Source organism: Leptospira bouyouniensis, from assembly GCF_004769525.1.
Classification (GTDB): Bacteria; Spirochaetota; Leptospiria; order Leptospirales; family Leptospiraceae; genus Leptospira_A; species Leptospira_A bouyouniensis.
The window spans coordinates 36,969-59,875 of the sequence record NZ_RQFT01000018.1 but is presented as its reverse complement, the minus strand read 5'-3'; the positions used below and the strand labels follow the sequence as shown (position 1 = coordinate 59,875).

The window sequence follows — 22,907 nt, the reverse complement described above, 5'->3', positions numbered from 1 at the left end:
TGATGATTATCCAGGCATTGCATAAAAGAAAAGATAGCTTCCAGATCCTTTTCCCTGAACTATCAGCCGAAAAACAGAATGCTCTGCACTTTATAAGTGAAGGGAAAAGCTATCGTGAGGCTGCATTGATAATAAAAAGGAATCATACGATCATTACCCAATGGTCCAAGAATGATCCAAAATTCAAACAAGCTCTTGAAGAGGTTAAAATGGAGAAGCAAAAATCCATTCGCCTGAAAGAGATGCTAAGTCAGGCAGTACATGAAATGAAAACCTCCACTTCAGAAAATGTTGAAGAAATTAAGGATCCTATCACTTAGAGAGACCTTCTCTTTTCAGATTCCCTGATTCCCTTTCAGGAGATCTATTGTAGTTGCAGCAATTGCAGCACATAATATGCGTTAGCGTAAATGGGGGTTTATCCGAGTATATACTCGGAAGAACCCCGGAAATAAAAAAATCCATCCTATCAAATCCGATTCAAAATGCATCAAATGCAGCAGTATGGAATCAAATTACATAAGTTTATTATAATAATATCAATTACCGCATTTTTAAGACCCTGTTTTATGAACTTAAAAATATCAGATTCTTAAAAAATTTTTCGTACAGCAAAAGTAAAAAAAATCAATAAATATGCGATATCGGTTCTCCGATATTCGATTTTTTTATAGAATTTAGTCAAGGCGATCACTTGGCGACCTAAAAGCCCTCCTTTTGAAAACCCCAGAAAGTGCGATGACTTATAATCCTCCGGGAGCTTTTGTCGGACTTTCGAAATTTTTAAAGCGGGAGGGCCGTATATGGTCGAGCTATGTCTACAGGAATTGGCGGAAGAAAGGTTTAAGAGGAACAGGATAGTCAATATCTGTGAAAGAAGATGGGGTAAACTTCAAAGAGAGTACGGAAAAGAATCGATGAACATAAGACATGTTAAACGAGTTACGAGCAGAGTCACTTGGAATTGTCTTAAGAAGTACAATAAGAAAAACCATGAGGTATATAGCAAGATAGGATACATGGGATATGCATTCACAGTAAAGAGAGGTGATAAAGTAGCGGATATGAAGGAATTAAAAGTGGCTCTTGATAGAACCTTATATTATATGAATTCAAAAATCTACAGATATAAAATGAAAGGATTAGAAATACCAATCATGACCTTTGAAGGCAATGGAATCGATGGGCAATACAATCCTCACCTCCATGGTTATGTTTTAATCCCGAAAGGAGAAGTGAGAAACTTTAAAAGGATACTAAGAGAAGAATTAGCAAAATCATTGTTCAATCGGCCGAAAGAAAATGGTCCTAGAAGGAAGCCAAATAAGCTATGGATGGAGAAAATAAAAGGAGATGGTGTCGCATACTTTGGATACTGCGGACGAGAAGAATCACCTGAACATGGGCAAGAACTGGATAAACTAGATTGGGATTTGTCTTCCTTTGGATTTGTATCCGAACCAAACCACAAAATGAGCAAACGCCTCATGAAGAGGATTTATCGCAGATTCCCTGAAACAGAACTCAATTCTGAATTATTCCATCGCGTCATTTGCATGTTGCACTGGATCCATAAACGAAAGTCTATGCCTTATTATTTAAGAACGTTTATTCCTCCTTTTGAAACATTCAGTTTCCCTATGGAACAAAAGAAAAAAAAGAAAAGTTCTAACCCGTACCAAACGAAAGAACCGATTCTCAGTAGTATTCCAATTTCAGACACGAATTCCCATGATCAAATCGTTTGGAACCAATGCAGCACCCCTAGAAATTCAATCCATGTGAATTGAATCCCTCTGCTGTATTTGGTGTAAAAATTCGACAATTTCGACAAATTCGACAGTAAACGAGTCGGTTTTGTCGAATTTTAGAGATGGATTTTACTTCCTAATCGATATTAGGTGCTGAAAATGCTGTACGATTCTAAAATCTTTTTTGATTCATTTGATTTCGGAGTGTGATTGATCTTCATTATATTTTTTGTCATTGATCATAACTCTTTGTCTAATTCACAACACTTTATAATTTTACTTTGATTGTTTCCATCGATTCTTAAAAACTTGAAATAATAACGGATCGCAAGTTTTCAAAAATGAAGATTTCTGTCAAAGTGAAGGCAAATCAAAAGATGCAAGGTTTGGAATTTATATCCGAGACGGAGTGCATTGCAAAATTAAAATCATTACCGATCAAAGGCAAAGCCAATCAGGAATTAGTTGGTCTTTTAGCAAAGCATTACGGGGTCACAAAAAAGGAGATTCAAATCGTTTCTGGTCATGTATCAAACATAAAAACCGTCGAAATCACCTCTTCGGATTGATAAGTATCAACGTCCCCACACATACAACCATCCGTTTTTTCTGTTCACAGGATTGTTCCAAAAGTATAAACTGTACATATTGACAATCTATAAGATTACTGGAAAGATTAGATGAAACACCCTTCGCCGCTTCTCCAAACCAAGAACCTCGGAAAAACGTACCAAGTGGGTGAGGTGCCTCTCGTTGCTCTTCATTCCGTCAATTTAGATTTTTTTGAAGGGGAACTGGTTGTGATGTTAGGTGCCTCAGGCTCTGGCAAGTCCACTCTTCTTAATATTTTAGGTGGATTGGATACGGCAACAACAGGGGAAGTGTTGTTTCATGGGAACACATTAGCTCTCGAGTCAGATGAAGGTCTCACGCTCTACAGAAGGAACAATGTTGGCTTTGTATTTCAGTTCTATAATTTAATCCCAAGTTTGACGGCAGAAGAAAACGTAAGACTTGTGACAGATTTATCCAAGAATTCAATGTCACCAATTGATGCTCTCAGTCTCGTAAAATTGGCAGAAAGAAAAGATCACTTCCCAGCTCAACTCTCTGGTGGGGAACAACAACGTGTTGCGATCGCACGTGCCATTGCTAAACGACCCGAACTTTTGTTATGTGATGAACCAACAGGAGCCTTAGATTTTAAAACAGGAAGGATTGTTTTAGAAGCAATCACTGGGATCAACAAAGACTTAGGAACGACAACCATTGTGATCACTCATAATGAATCGATTGCTCAAATTGCAGACAGAATCATACTCGTGAAAGATGGAACGATTGTTTCTGATGCTAAAAACAAACACAAAAAATCAGTTTCAGAGGTGAGTTGGTGATCGGCTCAACTCTCAATTTAAAACTATTACGAGATCTAAAATCGATCTCCTTACAAGGACTTACTGTTGGACTCGTCATCGCAGCAGGACTCAGTTATTTCTCAGCATCATGGTCATCTTATATTTCTTTATTACAAGCAAAGGAACAATTCTACAGCAAACAAAGTTTATGTGATGGATTTGTATATTTAAACCGTGCTCCCAATTTTATAGAACGAAAAATTGCGGCATTACCTGGCATTACTAGTTTCGAAACAAGGATTTCAAAAGAGATTGTTCTCGATTTCCCGACTGAGGTGTATCCATCAGCAGCTCAACTTTTGTCCTTAACCGATCACATCAATACCATCTATTTAACAAAAGGATCACTACCGAAACAAAACCAAGAAGTGGTCATCAGCGAAAGTTTCGCCAAAGCAAATGACTTAGAACCTGGAGCAGAATTATCCACGATCATTGGAGGAAAACGTGTCCTTCTCACTGTCACAGGGATTGGACTTTCTCCAGAATATGTCTATGTCTTTCGGCCAGGGAATCCACTCCCTGATGACAAACATTTTGGTATCTTCTGGATGAAACGAGAGGCAATCGAGGCCAATTTTAATTTTGAATCCTCCTTCAATCAGGTGATTTTCCAACTCACCAAAGACCCGTTAGATAGGAAGAGAACATTACACGACTTAGACTTACTCCTCGAAGAATACGGTGGCCTGGGTGCAAAAGAACGGAAATTTTTGCCTTCAGAATCGTTTTTGAATGATGAATTTAGACAACTAAGGACAACAGCAGTTTTCCTTCCTGGAATTTTTCTTGCCATCGCTGCATTTTTATTACACATCATCTCGAATCGACTCATCACAAAAGAAAGAGAACAAATTGCAACCTTACGAGCATTAGGATACACTTCCTTACAAATTGTTTTCCATTATCTCAAGTTAATTACTTTTATCACATCCATTAGCAGTTTGCTTGGAATTTTCATTGGTTATCTTCTTGGAAATGCGATGACAAATTTATATGGAGAATTTTATAAATTCCCCCATTTGATCCCTATATTCCCTCCTCTCTTGGTATTATTTACTTTATTCTTTGGAATTTTAATTGGTGGGATCGGGACTCTATTTTCCCTATTCGGTATTATCAAATTAGACCCAGCGCAAGCGATGCGCCCTGCCCCACCCGGAAAATATTCCATCGCATTTTGGGAATCATGGATCACCGATTTGCAAACCATCCAAAGAATGGTTCTCCGCAACTTATTCAAAAGACCCATGCGAACACTATTAACCATCCTTGGATTATCCACATCGATTATGATCATGATCATTGGAAACTTTATCCAAGATACAGTTGGTTCTCTGTTAGATTTGCAGTTTAATATCATCCAACGTGAGTCACTCACATTAACATTTCGTAATCCGATCCCAGAATCTGTTTTATTCGAACTGAAAGAGATGGATGGAGTGTTCGTGGCTGAAGGACAAAGATCGATTCCGATCAAGCTGACAAAAGATAGAAACAATAAAGATATAGTACTCACAGGACTTCCCGAAGATTCAGAGTTAAGAAAAATTCTCGGGAAAGATTTAAAACCGATTCAAATTCCAATTTCTGGAATCATGGTAAACCAAGATTTAGCCAAACGTATGAACATCAAGATTGGTGAAACAATACAAATCGAAACACTCGATGGAGAAAAAAAGAAATTTGCTGTTCAAGTAACTTCCTTGGCAAATGAAATCTTAGGACAAGGTGTATTCATAAATAAAGAGAATTTAAATCGGATCTTAGAGGAAGGGAATCTCATCAACATTGCCTTATTAAAAACGGATCCAAATAAAGACATAGAGTTAATCAAAGAATTTAAAGATGATCCATTGGTGATTGGTCTTTTTTCGAAAACTGCTATCCTAAAAGGATTCCAGGAAGTGATGCAGAGATCTTTACAATCTACTTCTGTATTTATATTAATTTTTACTGTTATCATTTCCATTGGGGTGATTTACAATACAGCGATGATAACTCTTTCTGAAAGGATATACGAATTAGGGAGTCTGCGAATTTTAGGATTCTCCTTAAAAGAAGTTTTTGCCATCATTGCTTGGGAATTATCATGGCAAATTTTATGTGCCATTCCCATTGGATGTATTTTCGGATACCAAGTAGCAAATTTAATATTAAATAGTAATGAAACAGAAGGATTCAAAATTCCCGCAACCATTTACCCTTCCACATATTATTATTCAATCCTACTTGCGTTAATCACTGCGGGCATTAGCTATTTGATTGTATTTAGGAAATTGAAAACCATGGATTTATTAAGTGTTTTAAAGGTTAGGGAATAATATGTTTAAAATGGATTTCGTAGAACTATTAAAATCAAAAAATGCCAAAATCGGAATTGGAGTTTTTTTGCTGATTGGTTTCTCTTTCCTGATCTTACGAAAAAGCCCCAAACCAGTTGAAATTTCTTTAGTAACAAAAGGAACGTACCAACAAATCCTCTCCGTCCAAGGGAAATCCAAGATCCAAGAATTATATACTGCCTATTCGCCAGTGAATGGAGTCATGCGTAGAGTCGAGCTCCATGCAGGTGACCAAGTGAAGAAGGGCATGACCCTTCTCACAGTGGATTGGGACATTGTCAAAACAGTGAAAGCTTCTACCAATGGCCAAATCTTAAAAGTATACCGAGAAAGTGCAGGCCCCGTTGCCATGGGAGAACGAATCTTAGATTACGGTGATCTTTCCAAACTGGAAATCGTTGCATATATCTTAACAGAAGACATGCCAGACCTTACACTTGGAGACCTTGTCAATATTTCTGGATTTGGAGAACAAATTCTTAAAGGGAAAATCGCCATCATAGAACCTGCAGCCATCACCAAGATATCTTCGCTTGGAGTGGAAGAACAAAGAGTTCCAATTTCGATCGCATTTGATCCCCCAACAGGAATGGGCGATGGATATGAGTTAGAATGCAAAATCATTCTCTTCGAAAAACCAAACTCGATTCTCATTCCAAGTTCCGCACTCTTCAGGCAAGATGAGAAATGGGCTGTTTATACGGTTGAGAAGAAAAAAGCAAAATTACGATTTGTCAACGTAGAACATCAAAGTGAAGGGATGAGTCTCATCAAAGATGGATTGAATGAAGGAGAATCTATTATTTTGTATCCTGGTGATGGGATTACGAACGGAACAAAAGTGATTGCGGAATAAACCTTATTTGCCTTTGGGAAGAGTGATGAAAAATTTAGATCCCTTCCCCACTTCACTTTGAACAAAAATTTTCCCATGATTTTTTTCGATAAATTCCTTACAAAGGATTAAACCAAGTGTAGTACCTCTTTCCCCTAAGGTTCCAGGCATACTCTTTTGTTTTGCATCAATTTGAAAAAACGTACTTCGAATTTCATCGGTAATTCCTGTTCCAAAATCTTCTACTTGAATGGAAACATTTCCATCAATTGGTTCCGCTGAAATTTTTACCTGTCCACCTACATGAGAGTATTTGATCGCATTGGAAACTAAATTTCTTAAGATTGTTTCTAACATATTCTCATCAGCAAAAACAAAAATATCATTATCGATTAAATTTTGAATCCGAATCCCTTTATTCTCAGTCATAAATGTAAAGTAGGAAATAACAGTATCCACAACTGTTTTCACAGATACATTTTCTGGTAAAAAAGTAATCTCATTGGTCTGAGACCTTGCCCATGTTAATAAATTTTCAAGCAAAGCATACACTTCACCTGAAGATTGATATAAAATATTAAGGTCATTTCGCATTCGTTTTGGAGACCTGGTCTCCATATCTTCCAAGATCATGCCAATGAATGTATTCATACCACCAATGGGACCTTTTAGATCATGAGATATGATTGAAAAAAATTTATCCTTTGTATAGTTTAACAATTGTAATTCTTTAAAATATCGGTTCATCTCCCGCTCTGATTTTTTTCTACCATCAATATCACGAGAGACACCGAGTAATTCTATTTCTGAATTTTGGTTCTTTTGGAAGACAGTATTGGCTTCAATCCAAATTGTAGAACCATCTTTTCGCAATTGTTCCAGTTCGTAGGCATATGGGATCTTCATATTTGAATTCCGAAAATCGATCATACGAGGAATCAATAATTCCTTAAATTGCAAATAAGTATCCTTCGTAAACGTGTCAGAAATGTGGATATTAGATGCTTCCTTGATTGAATACCCAGCAACTTGAGCAATGGATGGACTCACATATGTGAATTTTTCTAAATCAAAATTCCATACCCAAATGATATCAGTTGAATTTTCGGCAAGCGACTTGTACTTTTCTTCATCTTGGATTTGGCCTTTGATAAAGATATCAATGCACATTAATAAAAATCCGAATGTCAAAAGCACAGAAATCACATAAAAAAATAAATAGGTAATGTCTTGGATTGGCCCTTTCCCAAAAGCAATTTGAGTACTTGCGACATCCGTAAATGTATAAACTAGGGATCGACCAAAAAGGAATAAACCACTGAAGAGAAATAAATAGAATATAAAGTTCCCTGTTAGGCGTTGTTTGCGATTTTCAACGAAGATCGTTTTTGCTGTGAGAAGGAATTGTATGCTTGGAAATAAGGATAGAATCGATATTCGATACTGTTGTGGGAAGGTTGAAACCTGGTAGAATGCAAGTGTAACAAACAATACGACTGCAAAAAAAACTCCGATTTTCCAATTTGATTTTTTCCCGAATAAATTCACGATGATGACATCGTAAGACAAAATGGATAAGAAAATAAATGTATTACCAAAGCTAATAGAAATCCAATCAGGGATTTGACCGCGCAATGCTCCCATGACAATCCATCCAAAACCTTGCAATAATGTCGCAAGGGACCATGCCTTCACCATCCTGAGTTTTTTGAAATAATAACCCGACGCAAACCACAGTCCAGCAGACATCAAAAGACATCCGACAATATTGATAAAAACAACAGTTCTTGGATCTAAATTCATGTAATAAGAAAGGATAACGAGTATTTGTATAGAAAATCTAAAAGATACGAAACGCAACTCATTTTAAATATAGATAGGATATTATCGTCTATTTCAGAATGATTCCAATCTAGTAGATCCACTAAAGAAGGAACTAACCCTGTTTAGGTCAAACGAGTGTTATAAAACAAACGGCTGCATAATAGATTCAATGATTTTCGAAATTGTCCTAGGAGAAATTGGTTAGTGCTAACACTTGCTCTTTTCCGTACATGATTCGATGCAGAAAGTGCATTCCCATGGATGAAATCGATGAGTATATCTCGAGTGAGTTCAGGATTTTCGCAAGGGTTTAAGGCTAGGATCAAATCCAAAAACAAATCATTCAAATTTTTCACAGCAGGATATTCTTGGTTTGGACTTTGGATTAGATACAAAGACAAGTCGATGTATTGAATAAAAAAGGAACGATATTCGATGAGGGCTGTTTTCAATTTTTCCTCCTGTTTTCCAATCCCTTCATCCAATCTTAAGCCTTCATGAAATTTTCGAAATACTACTTCCACAAGCTCCGCCATAAGATGGTCTTTATTTTTAAAGTAATAATAAATTGTCATCGGATCGATTGATAGATTTTCAGCGAGTTTACGCATACTGAAGGATTTTAATCCGTCTTTTTTTAGCATTCTTAAGGCATGATTTGTGATTTTTTCTTTCATTTTCTGAATATTTCTACACTGTAGAAATATGTTATCATTGAAAGCATATATTGCAAGTAGCCTGGATGGATTTATTGCAAAAAAGGATGGTTCTGTCGACTGGCTTCATGCAGAAAAATACCATCTGGAAAATGAAGATTTTGGGTATACGTCGTTTATGGAGTCTATTGATTGCATCGTGATGGGTAGAATCACCTTTGAAACCGTTTTACAGTTTGAACCCTATCCGTTCGAAAATGTCCCTGTCATCGTGGTATCAAACAATCCGAACTACCAAATCGAAACTAAACATGATATTTCTATCTTTACTCGCCCGATCAGGGAACTAATCTCTTATCTCAAAACAAAGGCGTATCAAAATGTCTATGTGGATGGTGGGAAACTAATTCAGTCATTTCTGAAAGAATCCCTATTGGATGAAATCACAATCACACAAATTCCCATTCTACTTGGAAGTGGGATTTCTCTCTTTGGTGTTACCGATCAAATGATTGAATTGAAACACAGAAAAACACAAACCTTTCCCAATGGATTTGTCCAAAATGAATATGAGATTGTGAAAAATAGGATGTGATTCGAACATCTTGCAAAGTTAACGTTAAAAATGAAAATTCCTAAATTAAGACAACAAAGAAAGACAATTTCTAAAGGAAAATCAATTGACAAAAGAGGTCACAATGGTCACAATTTTGAATTATGATATTGGTCGGAATACGCGAATTAAAATCTCATCTAAGCCAATATATCGAATTAGTTAAAAATGGTGAAAATGTGCTAATTACAGAGCACAACAGAGTTGTTGCTGAACTCAAATATCCGGGAAAAGAAAACTCCGACAATAATGTACAAAAAATTCTGAATCAACTTGCAAGCGAAGGAAAATTAATTCCTGCTAAACGAAAATCCACACAAATTAGTAAAATTCAAAAACAAAACCTAAATTATAAAAAACAAGTTGATTGGTGGACCTTATACCAAGATTCAAAAGAAGATAAGTTTTAATATAGATGATCTATTATATTGAAACTAGCATTATACTTTCTATCATTCTAGGGGATCATTTTAACGATAAAGCAGTAAAAATTTGGAATGCACCTAGCGAAAAAGTGAGTTCTATCCTTACCCTAATAGAAGCGACGCTCGTTTTAAGAAGATTCTTTAAAAATAACAAAAAGAACCTTTCTGCGCAATGGCTTTCAAAGCATGAAAAACTTCTAAAAGAATTTCTTTCTGAATGTTCCCTAATGAAAATTGACGAGAATATTCAATCTATAATAGAATTAAAGAAGGAAATTGCAGATTGTAGGTCTTTAGATGGAATTCATGTTGCAACTGCAATTTTCTTAAAAGATGTTATGCATTCATCAAACTTTGCATTTCATAGTTTTGATACTAGAGTCAATGAAGTAGCTGCAAAATTCGGATTAAGACCAGACATCGCATAACATCGCGGGGAAGCTGTGTTTCCGTAAAAACATAAAAGATCAAAAATTAACTCATGCAAAAAATCCTTTCCCCACATGACGAGAGACTGAGAGATTACCACCTTCTTAAATCGAAAGAATCACCTTCGGAATATTTCATTGCCGATCATGAGAAAACGGCAGTCCGTTTGTTAAAGTCAGATATTGAAGTAAAATCAGTATTTTGCACAGAAAAATATTGGCTTAAACATAAAGACCTCATCGATAAAAAGTTAATTGATCCTAATCATTGTTTTGTGGCGGATAAATCAATCTTTGAAGAAACGATTGGATTTCATGTCCACCAAGGATTTATGGCGGTAGGCAAACAAAGGTGGGTAGAGGTTAAGGATTTACAATTTCCCATTCTCATCATCAATTCGATAGTAGATAGCGAGAATATCGGCTCCATTCTACGCAATGCGGCTGCCTTTGGCATTCAGTCCATCCTCTTTGATTCCCAATCAGCATCACCCTATCTCCGGAGATCCGTGAGAGTTTCCATGGGTGCCATTTTCCAATTGCAGTTAGCCAAAGTGACAAATCTTTCCACAGCGTTAATAGGATTCAAAGAAAATGGAGGAAACCTGATATCACTAGCACTTCCGAAAGAAGACCCTCAATTGGTATCTAAAACCAAAATGATCCAAGCCCTCGGAAAACCAAACAACCTGGTCCTCATCATAGGAAATGAGGCCAATGGGATTGAAGATCATATTTTGGAAACATCGGATTTGATTGGTTATATTCCCATGCAAAATAAAATCGATTCGTTGAATGTTTCTCATGCCTTGGCTGTGGCACTATCCCACCTTCTCTAAACCTTAGTTATCCCAATCCCAAAAAAAATCTTTATTGGTCATTTCCGGTTCGTTGTTTTCTTTCGATGGAGAAGGTAAAGTATTGGCATCATCTAAATCACGATTTGCATTCTCTAAATCTAATGTTTCTTTTAGCCAATATTCTTCCGTTCCAAAATGAGGGAAGAGAGAGGGAAACGAAGGATCTTCCCAACGTTTTCCAATCCATGCTGCATAATGGATAAAACGTATGATCCGTAAAGGCTCAATGAGTTTGAGCCAGTTTTCATCAAAGTCTGCAAACATACAGTAACCAGCAAAAAAATCAAAGAACTCATGTTTCCGTTCAGCCTCACCAAACGGAAGTAACATCCAAAAATCTTGCACAATTGGTCCGTGCAAAAAATCATCAAAATCTAAAATGCTAAAACCATCACTTGAAATTAATAAATTCCCCTTATGGCAATCGCCGTGAATCCTTTGGGAAGGAATTTGGTATTCGTTTGTGAGTGATTCAAATATTGCAAAGGCATTCCGTGCATTTTTTTCGTATCGTTCCGCTAACGCTGAATTGGTGATTAGATTTTGATCCAATATATACTGTAGAGAAGAAAGACCATAACTTGGGATATCGAGTGATGGTCTACTTTTGATCTGACTCCTTTTTCCAATGGAATGGATCCTTCCCAATAAGGCACCTACTCGTTCCAAATCACTTGATTGGATTTCTTCGACAATCCTTCCGTTTCGTAAAGGCCAAATGGCAAAATAAATTCCTTCCCATTCGAAGAGCGTTTTTCCATCAATAACGATGGGAGCTAATACGGGGATCTCTTCGTCTATTAACTCTTTTAAGAATGCATGCTCTTCTAGGATTTGGTTATAATTCCATTTTCCTGGTCGATAGAATTTAACAACGATTCTACCAGCTTTTGCGGTTTCGATATCGTAAACTCGATTCTCAATACTGTTTAAAACAAAATACCTTCCCGTAGTTTCATAACCAAGAGATTCAACAGCATTTAAAATTGTGTCTGGAGTTAATTGGTAAAACGAATGATGAATGTTCAAGTGGATAATCTAATACTTCTAGCTTACGATTTTATTGCGACCAGAAGACTTTGCTTCGTATAAATTTTTATCAGCAATTTTCAGCAATTCTTGATTGGATTGAATCTCAGTTAAATCTCCACCAGCAACTCCACCACTAAATGTAAAATGAAACATCTGATCCGAATTTGTTTTCATCTCAATTTTGGAAACATTCTCTCTCACTCGGTCTAAAACTCTTGTCGCATCGGCAATGCCTGTTTCAGGGAAGAGGATGACAAATTCTTCCCCACCAAACCGAGAAATGATATCTGATTTTCGAAAACTTGTTTTTAATTCATGGGCTAATTGTTTGATCACTTGGTCACCAATTTCATGCCCATATGTGTCATTGACATTCTTAAATTTATCAATATCGATCATTGCCATTGACAAAAGGCTATTATGCCTCTTACAACGTTGGAATTCTTGCTCGATACGCTCTTCCATATAACGCCGATTATATAGACCTGTCATTACATCTCTGATCGCGGTTTCCCGCAATTGGTCATGTAAAGCCTTGATTCGTAAGGCACCAAAAATTCTTGCGAGTAATTCGATTTCTTTGGCAGGTTTCGTGATATAATCAGTGGCCCCTGCCTCTATTGCTATTTTAAAATATTCAGGTTCTGTATGGCCTGTGACCATAATGATTGGAAGCCAACCCACGGGAGATGTAGATAGAATATCAGATATTAAATCGATACCATTACCATCAGGTAATTCCCAATCAAGTAACACAACATCGATCGGCTCACTGAGTATTTTTTCCCGTGCAATAGAAATAGATTCTGCTTCAATAGCGATATAACCATTTTTGGAAACCCACCGACTGAGGAGTTTCCGTTGTAGGTCAGAATCTTCAATGATTAGGATTTTGCTGAGACCTTTTGGCATTCACCTATCGTTTACTTTTTCTTTTTTTTACCTAGTATTTTTTCTACTTCACCAGGTTCCATTGGCACTTTTACAATCGTCCCACCTTCTTTTCTAACTTGGTCTAAATCAATGACAGCGCCGGACAACAATCGTGATGCTTTTTTAGAATTATCTTTCACACCATAAACAACCCATTTACCACCTTCAAGGGATAACACTAAATACGTACAATCTGCCGCTGCTAAAATCGAATGTGCTGAGATTTGTGCCATAAACTCATAACTGAGAACAATGCCCGTTCCAACAGCGACACCTGAAGGCACACCAATCGCTTTGCCAACTTGGTAGACTCCATAGCCCACTCCTGTTCCAAAGGAAGCAGCAGATCCAACGACACCGACGGTTGCTGATGTAGTTTGAGAAGTCGCATAGGTAACAACTTCCGTGGTAGCAGAAGCCCCTGCCACAGTCCCTCCTGCTACACTTCCTGTGACAGCAAGCCCTCCCCCTAAAACCGCCTGGCCAGTGGTAACTCCAACATAACTCATAGGTGCAAGGATGTACTTACCAGATGACTCTGTCACAAAGGCAGCAGACTTCACGGAATAAGCAGATGATTTTCTAGACATAGCAGATGTGACTTTAGCGCCCTTATCTAAAGACTGGACTGATTCATGGACAATCACTTCTGTACTATTGATGATAGAACCTAACACCAGTTCAATACTGGGTGCTGTCAAATACACAACACCTTTCCCTGTTAATGTAATTGTCTCCACTAACCCATACATGGTGGTTCCCGCAGCATTCGCACCCAAGGCAACAGGATAAATGAGTCCATTCCAAGTTACATAACCTACTGATAATAAAGCCACCTTGCCAATTGGTTTGATGATACTATCATACAAAATCGCTTTGGTTGCTCTCGAAAATGATTTCAATAACGCAGTGGGAATGCCTTCATCTTTGTCAGCAATTGCTTCAATTTCCCCTTTGGCTTTCCCTAACTCTTCTTTTGTATCTTTCCCATATTGGAAGATGGTTTCTTTCCAACTTCCAAAAATGCTTTCCGAAACAGCCGATCGAAACTCATTGATTTCAGAATTGCGGTTAAAGAATCCTCCCTTTCGAAAGTCTTCGTAAGATTCATTCCAAGACGTTTTTAATGCATCATCCAAATCAATGTAACCATAAACTGTAGATTCAAAATCCTTTTGGAAATTCTCTTGGTACTTTTGGAATCTTTTTTTGGCAGAAGGTGATGTATCTTTTGGCATCTCTCGATTGAGTTGCATATCAGCCCATTCATCCCACTCTTTACGAATCTCAACTGATTTTGCAATCACAGCTTGGTGGCTTTGTTTTCCCCTTTCAAAAGAAGATCCAATGAGCCCATATGATTCCGCAGCAGAGGCATACATGATAAAGAGTCCAGGTTTTGTTGCGTTTTCATTTAGGAACTTGCGAACTTGTTCTCCTTTGTCATTGATATTCCCTGCAGCTTTCCAACTCATTTTGGTTCCGTCTTTGACAATCACAACGGATTCGGAGGCTTTGATCATTGATTTAGAAAATTGTTCCGCAGCAAAATCATAACGACTCCCGAGAACTGTAATCGATGCTTCTTCCATCGGAGGGATAAACTTAATGCTTGTACCTTTCACAGGCAATGCTCCCTGATAATAGAGAGAGCTATGCCCTTCGATCACAAGTTTTTTGGTATTCTTTAATGGATCTTCAGCTTTCTTATCTGTACCTGCACAAGTTAAAAGGAAAGAAAGAAATAAACTGAATGGAATGGATTTTAGTATAAGATTGAATTTCATTTCGATTGCGCCTCTAATTTTTTGGAACGCTTCATTTGTTCTGACATCTCAGCATCGAGTACTTTTTTGATGAGCTTTGGATCATCTGATAAGATTTTAACTTTCCCTTTCTTTTTTGCTTCTTCTAAGTTGATCACAGTACCTGTGGGAAGGTCTTCTTCCTCCACATAATTTCCTTTCACAACCGCAATTACAACCCTTGGCCCATCATACATGATGAGAATTGGTCCATCCACTGCTGTGAGTAAAATCTGTGGAGGTAAAACGGTGAGTGCAGAGTAACCGAGTACGATCCCGGAACTCATCGTATACATTCCTGCTTCGGCAGTGCCAGTTGTTAGGTCATACGTGAGTCCCGTTGCGTAGGCAGTGGTTTCATAACCTACCCCACCTGTCGCACCAATGGCACCACCCGCTGTTGTGGCGGCAACAGAGGTCACTTGGTTAAAGAGAGCTATCGATGTTCCAGAAGTATACGTTGGTAATGTTGCAGAAGCGGAAAGTATCCCAATTGAACTAAACATCCCAGCTTCGAGTGTAGGAGAAAAAACACGGTATCCCGATTTTGTTGTGTAATAAAATACAAGTCCTGTCGAAACCAATGCATTAGAAGAAAAATTCATCCCTTGCGAAAGGGGAACATACACTCCATTGACTAACAAAAGTTCACCTGTGTTCACAGTTGTTTTGGCAACAGGTGAGATCACAACTTCCTTCAAGGCAATTGTATAACCTTGGAAGATATCAACGAGTGCAAGGAGTGCATTGTCTCTCTCACCTGACTCTTCGTAATTTCGAGTGAATTCGTCGGAAGCTTTTTTAAAGGAATCTCCCCAAGAATTCATCACATTCTTCGAATTGTTTTTCAAAGTCGATGTAAATAATTGATTCAGTTGGTTAGATTTTTGATCTCGCACATCTGCATACCGACTTAGTTCTTTATCCATTACATCCCAGTCAGATTTCACTCTTGGGACTAAAAATACATACCCTAATACAAATCGATTCCCAGCTTCACTGAAGCTGGATTTAGAAAGTTTCCACTCTTCTTTCGAAAGTTGGACACCTGCATCATAAATATCTTCTGTTCTTTTCGTACCATCCGAATACCCTTCTTTTGTCCATTGTTTCACGGCATTCATGGTATTCCCGAGTTTTCCAGGGAAATCTTCGCTTCGTTTTTTTAATTTAACAAGGACCATAGCTTTGGCCACATTTGCACTCATCAGATTTTCTTTGGAAAGGTCGATTGCCTTTTTCCCTGAAGGGATTACTGCCCATCCATGTTCATACAGATTTTTCCTAGATCCATAAGAATTGGCTGTTAAAGGTGCAATTTTTTTAAACGTTTGCGGTTTGTTGGAAGAGATGACAGATGTACCGAATACTTTCTCTGATTTTTCTTCACTTAAACAACTCACAAAATTTACGACAAAAATCAAAAAAACGAAACAATACAATTTCAAATGGGACTTCATAAGTTGGGAAAACGTTATAGAAGGAATTGAATCATGCAACTGAAAAATATTTTCCTATTGCTTAATCCATGTTTAGTGAAAGTATTTTACTACATTCCAGAATTTGAATGACCTTTCATGATCATTTCAAAGACTCATTCTTATGAAGAAATTAAACATATACTTTGCCATCATTGCCATATTGTTATGTGTCTTCGTTATCTTTAAAAAAAATGATCTTACAGTTCACACTCTCTTTTCGATTTCCGCCAATTCTGAAATTTTTGATTTTAATGCCGCAGACCAAATTGCAAAACAAAAACTGAAATCCAAATTCGTTCCAACTCCTGTGTATAAAATTCCGGGACTCGATGGAATCAGTTTTGAAGATTATAGGCAAATTGAATACAAACCAGACGTTGCCATTTGGAAAAATTTAGCTCTCCCCTACCAATTGCATTTTTTCCATCCAGGCCATATTTATAGCAATGGGATTAGAATTTATGAAGTGATCGAAGAAAAGCCAGTTGAGATTCCTTATGATTCGTCTCGGTTTCACTTTGGGAACCTGCCTCTCACAGACGACTTTTTTGAGTTAAGTAAAAAATTGCAATACACTGGCTTTCGAGTCCATTATCCAATCAACCAAAAGGAAACCTTGGAGGAATTTTTAGTATTCCAAGGGTCTTCTTATTTCCGCGCACTTTCCAAAGACCAAGTGTATGGTTTATCGGGAAGAGGTCTTGCCATCAACACCGGCCCTGAAGGGAAAGAAGAATTTCCTATCTTTGAAAGTTTCTATATCAAACGTCCCGAAAAAAATGATTCCTCTATTTTGATTTATGCCATAATGAACAGTGAATCCGTAGTAGGTGCGTATGAATTTTTTGTCACACCTGGCGAGATCACAACCATTGATATACGAGCTAAAATTTATTTACGAAAAAAAATCAAACGGTTGGGATTTGCGCCGATCACTTCGATGTTTCTCTATGGAGAATCCAATGTCCCCATCCTTGGCAATATCCATCCTGAGATCCATGACTCTGATGGGCTCCTAACATATCTTGGTGAAGACAATTGGGAATGGAGGCCTCTCATCAATCCCAAAAAAACCAAACTGACAAGTATAGAATTGAATCATCCAAAGGGTTTTGGACTCATCCAAAGGGATCGTAAATTTAAAAGTTACCAAGATGAAAAATTATTATACCATCGGAGGCCAAGTGTTTGGGTAGAACCCAAAGGAGATTGGGGAGAAGGTGAATTATATCTATTGGAATTCACAACTAATCTTGATTCCGATGACAACGTAACTATTTTTTGGGAACCAAACATTCCTCCGAATTTGAAAGAAGGATACGAATTCCAATATAGATTGAGTTATATTGAAAAATCACCAGAAACTCATCAGTTGGGAAAAACTTCATCCTATTATAAAGGAACAGACCCTTTGTTCCCTAAGGAAAAAATGTTAACACTTTATTTTACAGGTGATTTCCTAAAAGCCTTAGATCCAAAAACAGAACTAAAAGCCATCATCAAAAATGATGTGATCCCAGCAGATCAAATTCGTTATAAAATCGAAAAGATACGTGAACTTGACCAATGGAGATTACAAATTTGGCATACATCACCAATTGAAGTTTCGAATTGGAATGTTTATTTAGAGAAAGAAAATCAAAAAATCACAGAAACTTGGATATACAGAGATGGAATTTCAAAATAATACTTTGTATCAAATTGAGTTGAGTGAACGTTTGCGAACTTTCCTTTTGTTATCAGGAGTTCAAAATGAATATAACATCTCGCATACTCTTTCCCATTTTTTCCAAAACACAAACATCTCTTACCGATGGGAAAAAGATTGGCCCCTTTGGATCGAATATATAAAAGCAAATAACATCGGTACTGAATCGCCTCTTCCCTTCCCTGACAGGGCCTGGCAATTTGGATCCATGGTTCCAAAGGATTCCGACTGGAAAATGGAACCAATCAAATCAAAAGAATCCATCATCAGTTCGTTTAAACCCATCTTCATTATAGTTTCCATATTCACTTGGACGGCACTCTATTACCTCATCATCTTTAGGTTATTATGATCCAATTACATCGTTTTCTATTTTTCATTGTTTTTATAATACCAATCATCATCGGGTTATCTACATTTGCGCAAATCATCTCCTTTGGTGGAGTTGAGTTAACCGAGTATTACCAATTCATCACCTTACTTTTCCTTTTGCCCATGTTATCCTATGGAGCAACCACTTCCCTGTTTGGATTTTTGATCTCTCTCTTAAAAAAAGGGGATCCTTTATTCAGAGCAAAAAAAATCCCAGAAAATGAATTGGATTTTCAAAGTATCGAATCAGTTCCTGTTGCTCTTGTGATGCCAGTCTACGAGGAAAATGAAGTTTCGATCTTTGCAAGGATCAAAGTCATTTATGAATCACTCGAAACATACCATTCCCTTCCTAAATTAGATTTTTTCATCTTAAGTGATACGAGAACTCCAGAAAAATGGATCAAAGAAGAAGCCGCTTACCTTGGGTTATGTGAAGCAACTGGAAATTATCAAAAATTCCATTACCGAAGAAGAAAAAGTAACCTTAATGGGAAAAGTGGTAATATCGCTGATTTTTGTCGTCGTTGGGGCAATCGTTATGAGTATATGATCATCTTAGATGCTGATAGTTTGATGAGTGGAGACCTTATCATACAACTCATTGCCATGATGCAACGTAACCCGAAGGCAGGGATCATCCAAACCAATTCTAAATTATTTCGCGCAACAACACTTTTCCAAAAACTAACGGAATTTTCCTCTTACCTATTTAGTTCTTATTTCTTAAAAGGGGCTAGTTTTTGGCAGATCAATGTCAATAGTTATTGGGGGCATAATGCCATCTTACGCATCAAACCGTTTATGGAATACTGTGCCCTCCCTCATCTCCCGGAGTATGGTGGGCTCGGTGGAAAAATTCTAAGCCACGATACAGTGGAAGCAAGCCTTATGCGAAAGGCGGGATTCGAAGTTTTATGTGCTTATGAACTAGAAGGAAGTTACGAAGAGAATCCTCCGAATATCATCGATGTTTTGAAACGAGACCAAAGATGGTGCCAAGGGAACATGCAACATTTTTGGTTTTTATTTGGGAAAAAGATTCCATTCATCAATCGTATCCACATCTTAAATGGAATTTTGTCTTACCTCAATTCACCTATCTGGCTTTGTTATATTTTACTCAGTTTGTGGAATTATATAGAAGAAAGTAAGTTCCTCAATTACTCAATGTTGCCAGAAGAGTTCGAATACTTCAAAGCTCAGATTTATGATCCCTTGTATTTAAAACTTTTATATTTATCATTAATCCTTCTCTTTTTACCAAGAGTTTTAAGTTATTTGAGTTTACCGATCAGACAAATTTTCCAAAAGTTCCCAGCCTTCTTTTTTGAAACTTTATTTTCCATTCTCATCGCTCCGATCTATATGATTTACCATAGCATTTTTGTGGTGTCCATATTCCTAAACAAAAAGATTTCTTGGGGCCCGCAGAACCGTGATGCGGAATCAAGTTACCCATTCTCCTATGTGGTTTCTTCCTTTTTTGGAATCACCATCCTTGGACTTGTTTCTGCTTATATCAGTTACTCCTATTCCCTTATGCTTTTTTTCTTAACCATGCCCATTTGGATTGGTTGGACTCTCTCCATCCCTCTTGTGATTTTGACAAGTCGCGAACAAAAATCCTTTCATTCGTTTTTTGATCTATCGTATTGGAAACCGAATTTAGCACTAACAAACAATTTGAAAGAAGAACTCTCACGTAATGATCAGAATCGAATGGAAGGTAAAGAAATTTTTTATGCACTTGTGCATCCTATTTTCCACAAGAAACACAAACAATTACAAGGGAACAAATCCTACAGGTCAAAAGTTTCGGAATCAATCACAAAGGATTTCGAAATTTTACTTGGAGAAGGACCCGATCGTTTGGATCGAAAAAAAATGTTAAACATCCTTTCTAATCGAGAATTGTTAGATTTATTTTTTCAAAAATTTTGGACTTCTGAAAAATCCAAGTGGGGGAATTATTGGAAAAAAATTTGGGAAGAGATCAACCCATCTTTTTTTCCATAATCCTCCAATAATACGAAGATCGTTTCCAGTCTTCAATGAATCCGCAGTGACCACCTTTTGCTTCAATCACCACATCAATGTAAGCGGAGGTTGGGATTTCAGTGAACTCTTTCCAAGGGATCACCGGATCATCCATAGAAGTCAAAATGGTGGTTGGGACTTTGATCGTTTTGAAAAAGAGGTCATTCAAAGTATAAGATAAAAAATATTCGTCAACAGAACGAAACTGAGAAAACTCTTTCACCATTTTTTCTGTTAAATCCATCACCGATTCGTATCGATCCAAATCATGAAAGGAATACAAATGAGGAAAGAGTTGGCCTTTTTTCTCTAAAGAAGATTTCCATGATTTTAAAAAATATTTCCGAAGGAATGGATGGTTGTCCATTTTGATGGTGGCAAGTTTTGGATCTAGAGCTGGGCTAAAGGCAAAACAATGTTTGAGCCCTGGAATCTTTTGATCCGCTTTGGCCATGCTATGCCTTCCTGCCATTCGGAGTACAAAATTTCCACCAAGGGAAAAGCCGGCCAAGTACACGGGAAGTTTGGACTTGATTGACTTTGCCAATTCCAGCACCGCGTCATAAGTTTCTTCCAATAAACTTCCATTAAAGATCCCTTCGTTTAAATGGTGGGTATCTCCATGATCTCTCAAATTCAATCGATATACAGAATAATCTTTTGCTAAAAAATGTTTGGTGGTTCGAATGATGTAGCTGGAATGAATACTGCCTTCCCAACCATGCACCAAGATGACGATCCCTTTGGGACTCTGAACATCATGCACTCTTGCGAGTAAAGTGACACCTTTTTTTGTTTTTACCGATCTCCACTCCCCTTTCAGATTTTTCCCATAGGCTTTGTCAGCCTTTGACTTAAAAGACGCCATAAAGGACTGTACCATGGGGCCAGAAAAAAGAGGGATCGGTTTGAATAAACTCATCTTTGTCAGTTCCTAATCTGAAACAAAACTGTTATTTTACAATAAATTAACAAAACCCCGTCCTCGACCTCGACTCTTTCCATTGACAAAGACTCTTCCTTGATTAGAATTCAAACATGAGATACTTACCCATTCTACTTCTCTTGATTCTCTACACATGCCAAACCTATACCCCTTGGAAATCCGAATGGAAACAAAAAGACGGATCCGAAGTATTTTATGCCGCGGTCTCTGCCAAAGCGAGTGCGCAAGCAATCGAATCTGGTAGCCTAGCCATGCGAAGGACTACTTGTGTGAATGCAACAAACCTTCTCTCCACATCCCCAAAACTAACAAGCATTTTGTTAGAAAATGAATCCGTAGAACTCTCAGAAACAGAAATCAAAGACTTGGGCAGACTGATTGCAGCCCACAAAATCAAACCAAAACAAGATTCTTGCCAATCGGAAGAAGGTGGTTTTTTCCTTTCAAGTCCTGCTTGGGAAAATTGCCAATGTATCTACATCATCGAGTATCCAGGTGGCAGATCCCAATTCCGCCAAGACATCACCCAAGTCAAATAATCACTAAGACTTCAGGGTTCCAATCCACCGGTCCCAATACCGCCGTTGTAACCCTGACAACTCTTCCGGTCCCTTTAATTGTAAAAGTGATTCCCTAGTTGACTCGGACATTGTTTCTGTTATCCACTTAAGAAACTGGTTCCATTTTTCTTCTATTGTTTTCAATGAATCAAATTGTACAGTATTTTGTTTTTGTACTGTATAACAAGAGACCTTACCTTCATACAAGGCAGCCTTGGATCTGCTTCCAAAACTCTCCCCTACTTTCGTCCTATCCAGACTCTCCTTCTGTTTCTCTTTTCCAGTAGAACTTTGGGATGAAACTCTTGTATCCAACACGGGTTTCAAAAACCGCTTCCTACCATCAAAACGGGTTTGGACTAAAAGACCTTTCTCTTTCAACTGAGAGATGAGTCGCGATACCGTATCACGCTTTAATCGTAAGATCTTTGCAAAATATTCATTCGATGCAAAACACCCATCGTTTGCATCCAAGGATACAATTTCCGCATACAACCGAATCTGATTTGGATTTAAATCCAAATCATAAATCCATTGTGCGACCCAAACTCCTGTTCTTTCTTTCCCTTTCATACTCCCTCTCTTTTCCAACAGAGACCTTCGGTGCCCAAAAAACTAATTTGTTCTTTGGAACTTTGCGTTACGAAGAAGTTAAAGCTATCGCAACGCAATTGAAATTGGAAGTTTTTGCAAACGTCCATGTTTGGAATTCATAGGAATCCCAGGTGATGTATCTTGCGGCATATATGTGGAAGACCGCATAAAGAGTCACGGGACATCTCCCCTACTCCATGCTTCTATTCATCAGAATGGATTTTTTTGTCAAGTCCAATGTGACATAATATTTGAACCCCAAATCCGACGTTGTCGATTGGTTC

General features: G+C 37.6%; 22 protein-coding genes. 14 read left to right on the top strand and 8 right to left on the bottom strand.

Going from position 1 to position 22,907, the window contains the following annotated elements:
• The 6 genes from EHQ43_RS19520 to EHQ43_RS19495 form a co-directional block, all read left to right on the top strand.
• On the top strand, positions 1-320 hold a 320-nt coding region (locus tag EHQ43_RS19520; protein ID WP_135772109.1), incomplete at its 5' end, for a hypothetical protein.
• 699 nt (positions 321-1,019) lie between these two features.
• Positions 1,020-1,790: a hypothetical protein gene (locus EHQ43_RS19515; protein WP_244242918.1), complete on the top strand. Its 771-nt coding sequence runs from the start codon at positions 1,020-1,022 to the stop codon at positions 1,788-1,790.
• A 302-nt stretch (positions 1,791-2,092) separates the two neighbouring features.
• The gene (locus EHQ43_RS19510) at positions 2,093-2,320 is read left to right on the top strand and encodes a DUF167 domain-containing protein (RefSeq protein ID WP_135772107.1); all 228 of its coding nucleotides are present in this window, start codon (positions 2,093-2,095) and stop codon (positions 2,318-2,320) included.
• A gap of 111 nt (positions 2,321-2,431) precedes the next feature.
• A complete protein-coding gene (locus EHQ43_RS19505; RefSeq protein ID WP_135742766.1) occupies positions 2,432-3,145 on the top strand; it encodes an ABC transporter ATP-binding protein in 714 nt (237 codons plus the stop codon).
• A complete protein-coding gene (locus EHQ43_RS19500) occupies positions 3,142-5,490 on the top strand; it encodes an ABC transporter permease (protein WP_244242917.1) in 2,349 nt (782 codons plus the stop codon). Before EHQ43_RS19505 ends, EHQ43_RS19500 begins: the two co-directional genes overlap by 4 nt.
• Before the next feature lie 10 nt (positions 5,491-5,500).
• The gene (locus EHQ43_RS19495) at positions 5,501-6,367 is read left to right on the top strand and encodes an efflux RND transporter periplasmic adaptor subunit (RefSeq protein ID WP_244242916.1); all 867 of its coding nucleotides are present in this window, start codon (positions 5,501-5,503) and stop codon (positions 6,365-6,367) included.
• Between the two features lie 3 nt (positions 6,368-6,370).
• On the opposite strand, the gene EHQ43_RS19490 is transcribed toward EHQ43_RS19495, so the two are convergent.
• Together EHQ43_RS19490 and EHQ43_RS19485 are read right to left on the bottom strand one after the other, a co-directional pair.
• Positions 6,371-8,149 (bottom strand): PAS domain-containing sensor histidine kinase, encoded by a 1,779-nt coding sequence (locus tag EHQ43_RS19490; RefSeq protein WP_208731169.1) that lies wholly within the window; start codon positions 8,147-8,149, stop codon positions 6,371-6,373.
• Positions 8,150-8,292: 143 nt separating this feature from the next.
• Positions 8,293-8,847, bottom strand: a complete 555-nt coding sequence (locus EHQ43_RS19485; RefSeq protein ID WP_135772105.1) for a TetR/AcrR family transcriptional regulator — start codon at positions 8,845-8,847, stop codon at positions 8,293-8,295.
• 28 nt (positions 8,848-8,875) lie between these two features.
• On the opposite strand from EHQ43_RS19485, the gene EHQ43_RS19480 reads away from it, so the two are divergent.
• The 4 genes from EHQ43_RS19480 to EHQ43_RS19465 all read left to right on the top strand — a co-directional run bounded on the left by EHQ43_RS19480 (position 8,876) and on the right by EHQ43_RS19465 (position 11,131).
• Entirely contained in the window at positions 8,876-9,421 is a 546-nt protein-coding gene (locus EHQ43_RS19480) for a dihydrofolate reductase family protein (protein WP_135772104.1), read from the top strand.
• A gap of 122 nt (positions 9,422-9,543) precedes the next feature.
• Complete coding sequence (locus tag EHQ43_RS19475; protein ID WP_135772103.1) at positions 9,544-9,849, top strand: type II toxin-antitoxin system Phd/YefM family antitoxin; 306 nt, start codon at positions 9,544-9,546, stop codon at positions 9,847-9,849.
• 5 nt (positions 9,850-9,854) lie between these two features.
• Positions 9,855-10,292, top strand: a complete 438-nt coding sequence (locus EHQ43_RS19470) for a PIN domain-containing protein (protein ID WP_135772102.1) — start codon at positions 9,855-9,857, stop codon at positions 10,290-10,292.
• 53 nt (positions 10,293-10,345) lie between these two features.
• On the top strand, positions 10,346-11,131 hold the full coding sequence (locus tag EHQ43_RS19465; protein WP_135772101.1) for a TrmH family RNA methyltransferase: 786 nt from the start codon (positions 10,346-10,348) through the stop codon (positions 11,129-11,131).
• 3 nt (positions 11,132-11,134) lie between these two features.
• Here the strand turns inward: EHQ43_RS19465 and EHQ43_RS19460 are convergent, their stop codons facing one another.
• From EHQ43_RS19460 to EHQ43_RS19445, 4 genes are read right to left on the bottom strand one after another with little or no spacing between them, the layout of a single operon-like run.
• Complete coding sequence (locus EHQ43_RS19460; protein WP_135772100.1) at positions 11,135-12,181, bottom strand: serine/threonine protein kinase; 1,047 nt, start codon at positions 12,179-12,181, stop codon at positions 11,135-11,137.
• An 18-nt stretch (positions 12,182-12,199) separates the two neighbouring features.
• Positions 12,200-13,096 (bottom strand): diguanylate cyclase DgcR, encoded by an 897-nt coding sequence (gene dgcR / locus EHQ43_RS19455; protein WP_135772099.1) that lies wholly within the window; start codon positions 13,094-13,096, stop codon positions 12,200-12,202.
• Positions 13,097-13,107: 11 nt separating this feature from the next.
• Positions 13,108-14,904 (bottom strand): hypothetical protein, encoded by a 1,797-nt coding sequence (locus EHQ43_RS19450; protein WP_135772098.1) that lies wholly within the window; start codon positions 14,902-14,904, stop codon positions 13,108-13,110.
• A complete protein-coding gene (locus tag EHQ43_RS19445; protein WP_135772097.1) occupies positions 14,901-16,382 on the bottom strand; it encodes a hypothetical protein in 1,482 nt (493 codons plus the stop codon). The genes EHQ43_RS19450 and EHQ43_RS19445 overlap by 4 nt, the downstream gene beginning before the upstream one ends.
• A gap of 142 nt (positions 16,383-16,524) precedes the next feature.
• Between EHQ43_RS19445 and EHQ43_RS19440 the strand changes: the two genes are divergently transcribed.
• From EHQ43_RS19440 to mdoH, 3 genes are read left to right on the top strand one after another with little or no spacing between them, the layout of a single operon-like run.
• A complete protein-coding gene (locus EHQ43_RS19440) occupies positions 16,525-18,090 on the top strand; it encodes an OpgD/OpgG family glucan biosynthesis protein (RefSeq protein ID WP_135772096.1) in 1,566 nt (521 codons plus the stop codon).
• Complete coding sequence (locus EHQ43_RS19435; protein ID WP_135742779.1) at positions 18,074-18,463, top strand: hypothetical protein; 390 nt, start codon at positions 18,074-18,076, stop codon at positions 18,461-18,463. Before EHQ43_RS19440 ends, EHQ43_RS19435 begins: the two co-directional genes overlap by 17 nt.
• On the top strand, positions 18,460-20,502 hold the full coding sequence (gene mdoH / locus EHQ43_RS19430) for a glucans biosynthesis glucosyltransferase MdoH (protein WP_135772095.1): 2,043 nt from the start codon (positions 18,460-18,462) through the stop codon (positions 20,500-20,502). The genes EHQ43_RS19435 and mdoH overlap by 4 nt, the downstream gene beginning before the upstream one ends.
• Here mdoH and EHQ43_RS19425 read toward each other — a convergent pair.
• Positions 20,480-21,445: a YheT family hydrolase gene (locus tag EHQ43_RS19425; RefSeq protein ID WP_135772094.1), complete on the bottom strand. Its 966-nt coding sequence runs from the start codon at positions 21,443-21,445 to the stop codon at positions 20,480-20,482. The genes mdoH and EHQ43_RS19425 overlap by 23 nt on opposite strands.
• A 116-nt stretch (positions 21,446-21,561) precedes the next feature.
• Between EHQ43_RS19425 and EHQ43_RS19420 the strand changes: the two genes are divergently transcribed.
• Positions 21,562-22,008: a hypothetical protein gene (locus EHQ43_RS19420; RefSeq protein WP_135772093.1), complete on the top strand. Its 447-nt coding sequence runs from the start codon at positions 21,562-21,564 to the stop codon at positions 22,006-22,008.
• Positions 22,009-22,011: 3 nt separating this feature from the next.
• Here the strand turns inward: EHQ43_RS19420 and EHQ43_RS19415 are convergent, their stop codons facing one another.
• The gene (locus tag EHQ43_RS19415; protein WP_135772092.1) at positions 22,012-22,602 is read right to left on the bottom strand and encodes a helix-turn-helix domain-containing protein; all 591 of its coding nucleotides are present in this window, start codon (positions 22,600-22,602) and stop codon (positions 22,012-22,014) included.
• Between the last annotated feature and the right edge of the window lie 305 nt (positions 22,603-22,907).

Coding starts and splice junctions, on each gene's coding strand:
- EHQ43_RS19475 (WP_135772103.1), top strand. CDS start 9,544: ATGATATTGGTCGGAATACGCGAATTAAAATCTCATCTAAGCCAATAT.
- EHQ43_RS19420 (WP_135772093.1), top strand. CDS start 21,562: ATGAGATACTTACCCATTCTACTTCTCTTGATTCTCTACACATGCCAA.
- EHQ43_RS19445 (WP_135772097.1), bottom strand. CDS start 16,382: ATGAAGTCCCATTTGAAATTGTATTGTTTCGTTTTTTTGATTTTTGTC.
- EHQ43_RS19490 (WP_208731169.1), bottom strand. CDS start 8,149: ATGAATTTAGATCCAAGAACTGTTGTTTTTATCAATATTGTCGGATGT.
- EHQ43_RS19465 (WP_135772101.1), top strand. CDS start 10,346: ATGCAAAAAATCCTTTCCCCACATGACGAGAGACTGAGAGATTACCAC.
- EHQ43_RS19485 (WP_135772105.1), bottom strand. CDS start 8,847: ATGAAAGAAAAAATCACAAATCATGCCTTAAGAATGCTAAAAAAAGAC.
- EHQ43_RS19425 (WP_135772094.1), bottom strand. CDS start 21,445: ATGAGTTTATTCAAACCGATCCCTCTTTTTTCTGGCCCCATGGTACAG.
- EHQ43_RS19510 (WP_135772107.1), top strand. CDS start 2,093: ATGAAGATTTCTGTCAAAGTGAAGGCAAATCAAAAGATGCAAGGTTTG.
- EHQ43_RS19505 (WP_135742766.1), top strand. CDS start 2,432: ATGAAACACCCTTCGCCGCTTCTCCAAACCAAGAACCTCGGAAAAACG.
- EHQ43_RS19515 (WP_244242918.1), top strand. CDS start 1,020: ATGGGATATGCATTCACAGTAAAGAGAGGTGATAAAGTAGCGGATATG.
- EHQ43_RS19415 (WP_135772092.1), bottom strand. CDS start 22,602: ATGAAAGGGAAAGAAAGAACAGGAGTTTGGGTCGCACAATGGATTTAT.
- EHQ43_RS19495 (WP_244242916.1), top strand. CDS start 5,501: ATGGATTTCGTAGAACTATTAAAATCAAAAAATGCCAAAATCGGAATT.
- dgcR (WP_135772099.1), bottom strand. CDS start 13,096: ATGCCAAAAGGTCTCAGCAAAATCCTAATCATTGAAGATTCTGACCTA.
- EHQ43_RS19450 (WP_135772098.1), bottom strand. CDS start 14,904: ATGAAATTCAATCTTATACTAAAATCCATTCCATTCAGTTTATTTCTT.
- mdoH (WP_135772095.1), top strand. CDS start 18,460: ATGATCCAATTACATCGTTTTCTATTTTTCATTGTTTTTATAATACCA.
- EHQ43_RS19470 (WP_135772102.1), top strand. CDS start 9,855: ATGATCTATTATATTGAAACTAGCATTATACTTTCTATCATTCTAGGG.
- EHQ43_RS19440 (WP_135772096.1), top strand. CDS start 16,525: ATGAAGAAATTAAACATATACTTTGCCATCATTGCCATATTGTTATGT.
- EHQ43_RS19480 (WP_135772104.1), top strand. CDS start 8,876: ATGTTATCATTGAAAGCATATATTGCAAGTAGCCTGGATGGATTTATT.
- EHQ43_RS19435 (WP_135742779.1), top strand. CDS start 18,074: ATGGAATTTCAAAATAATACTTTGTATCAAATTGAGTTGAGTGAACGT.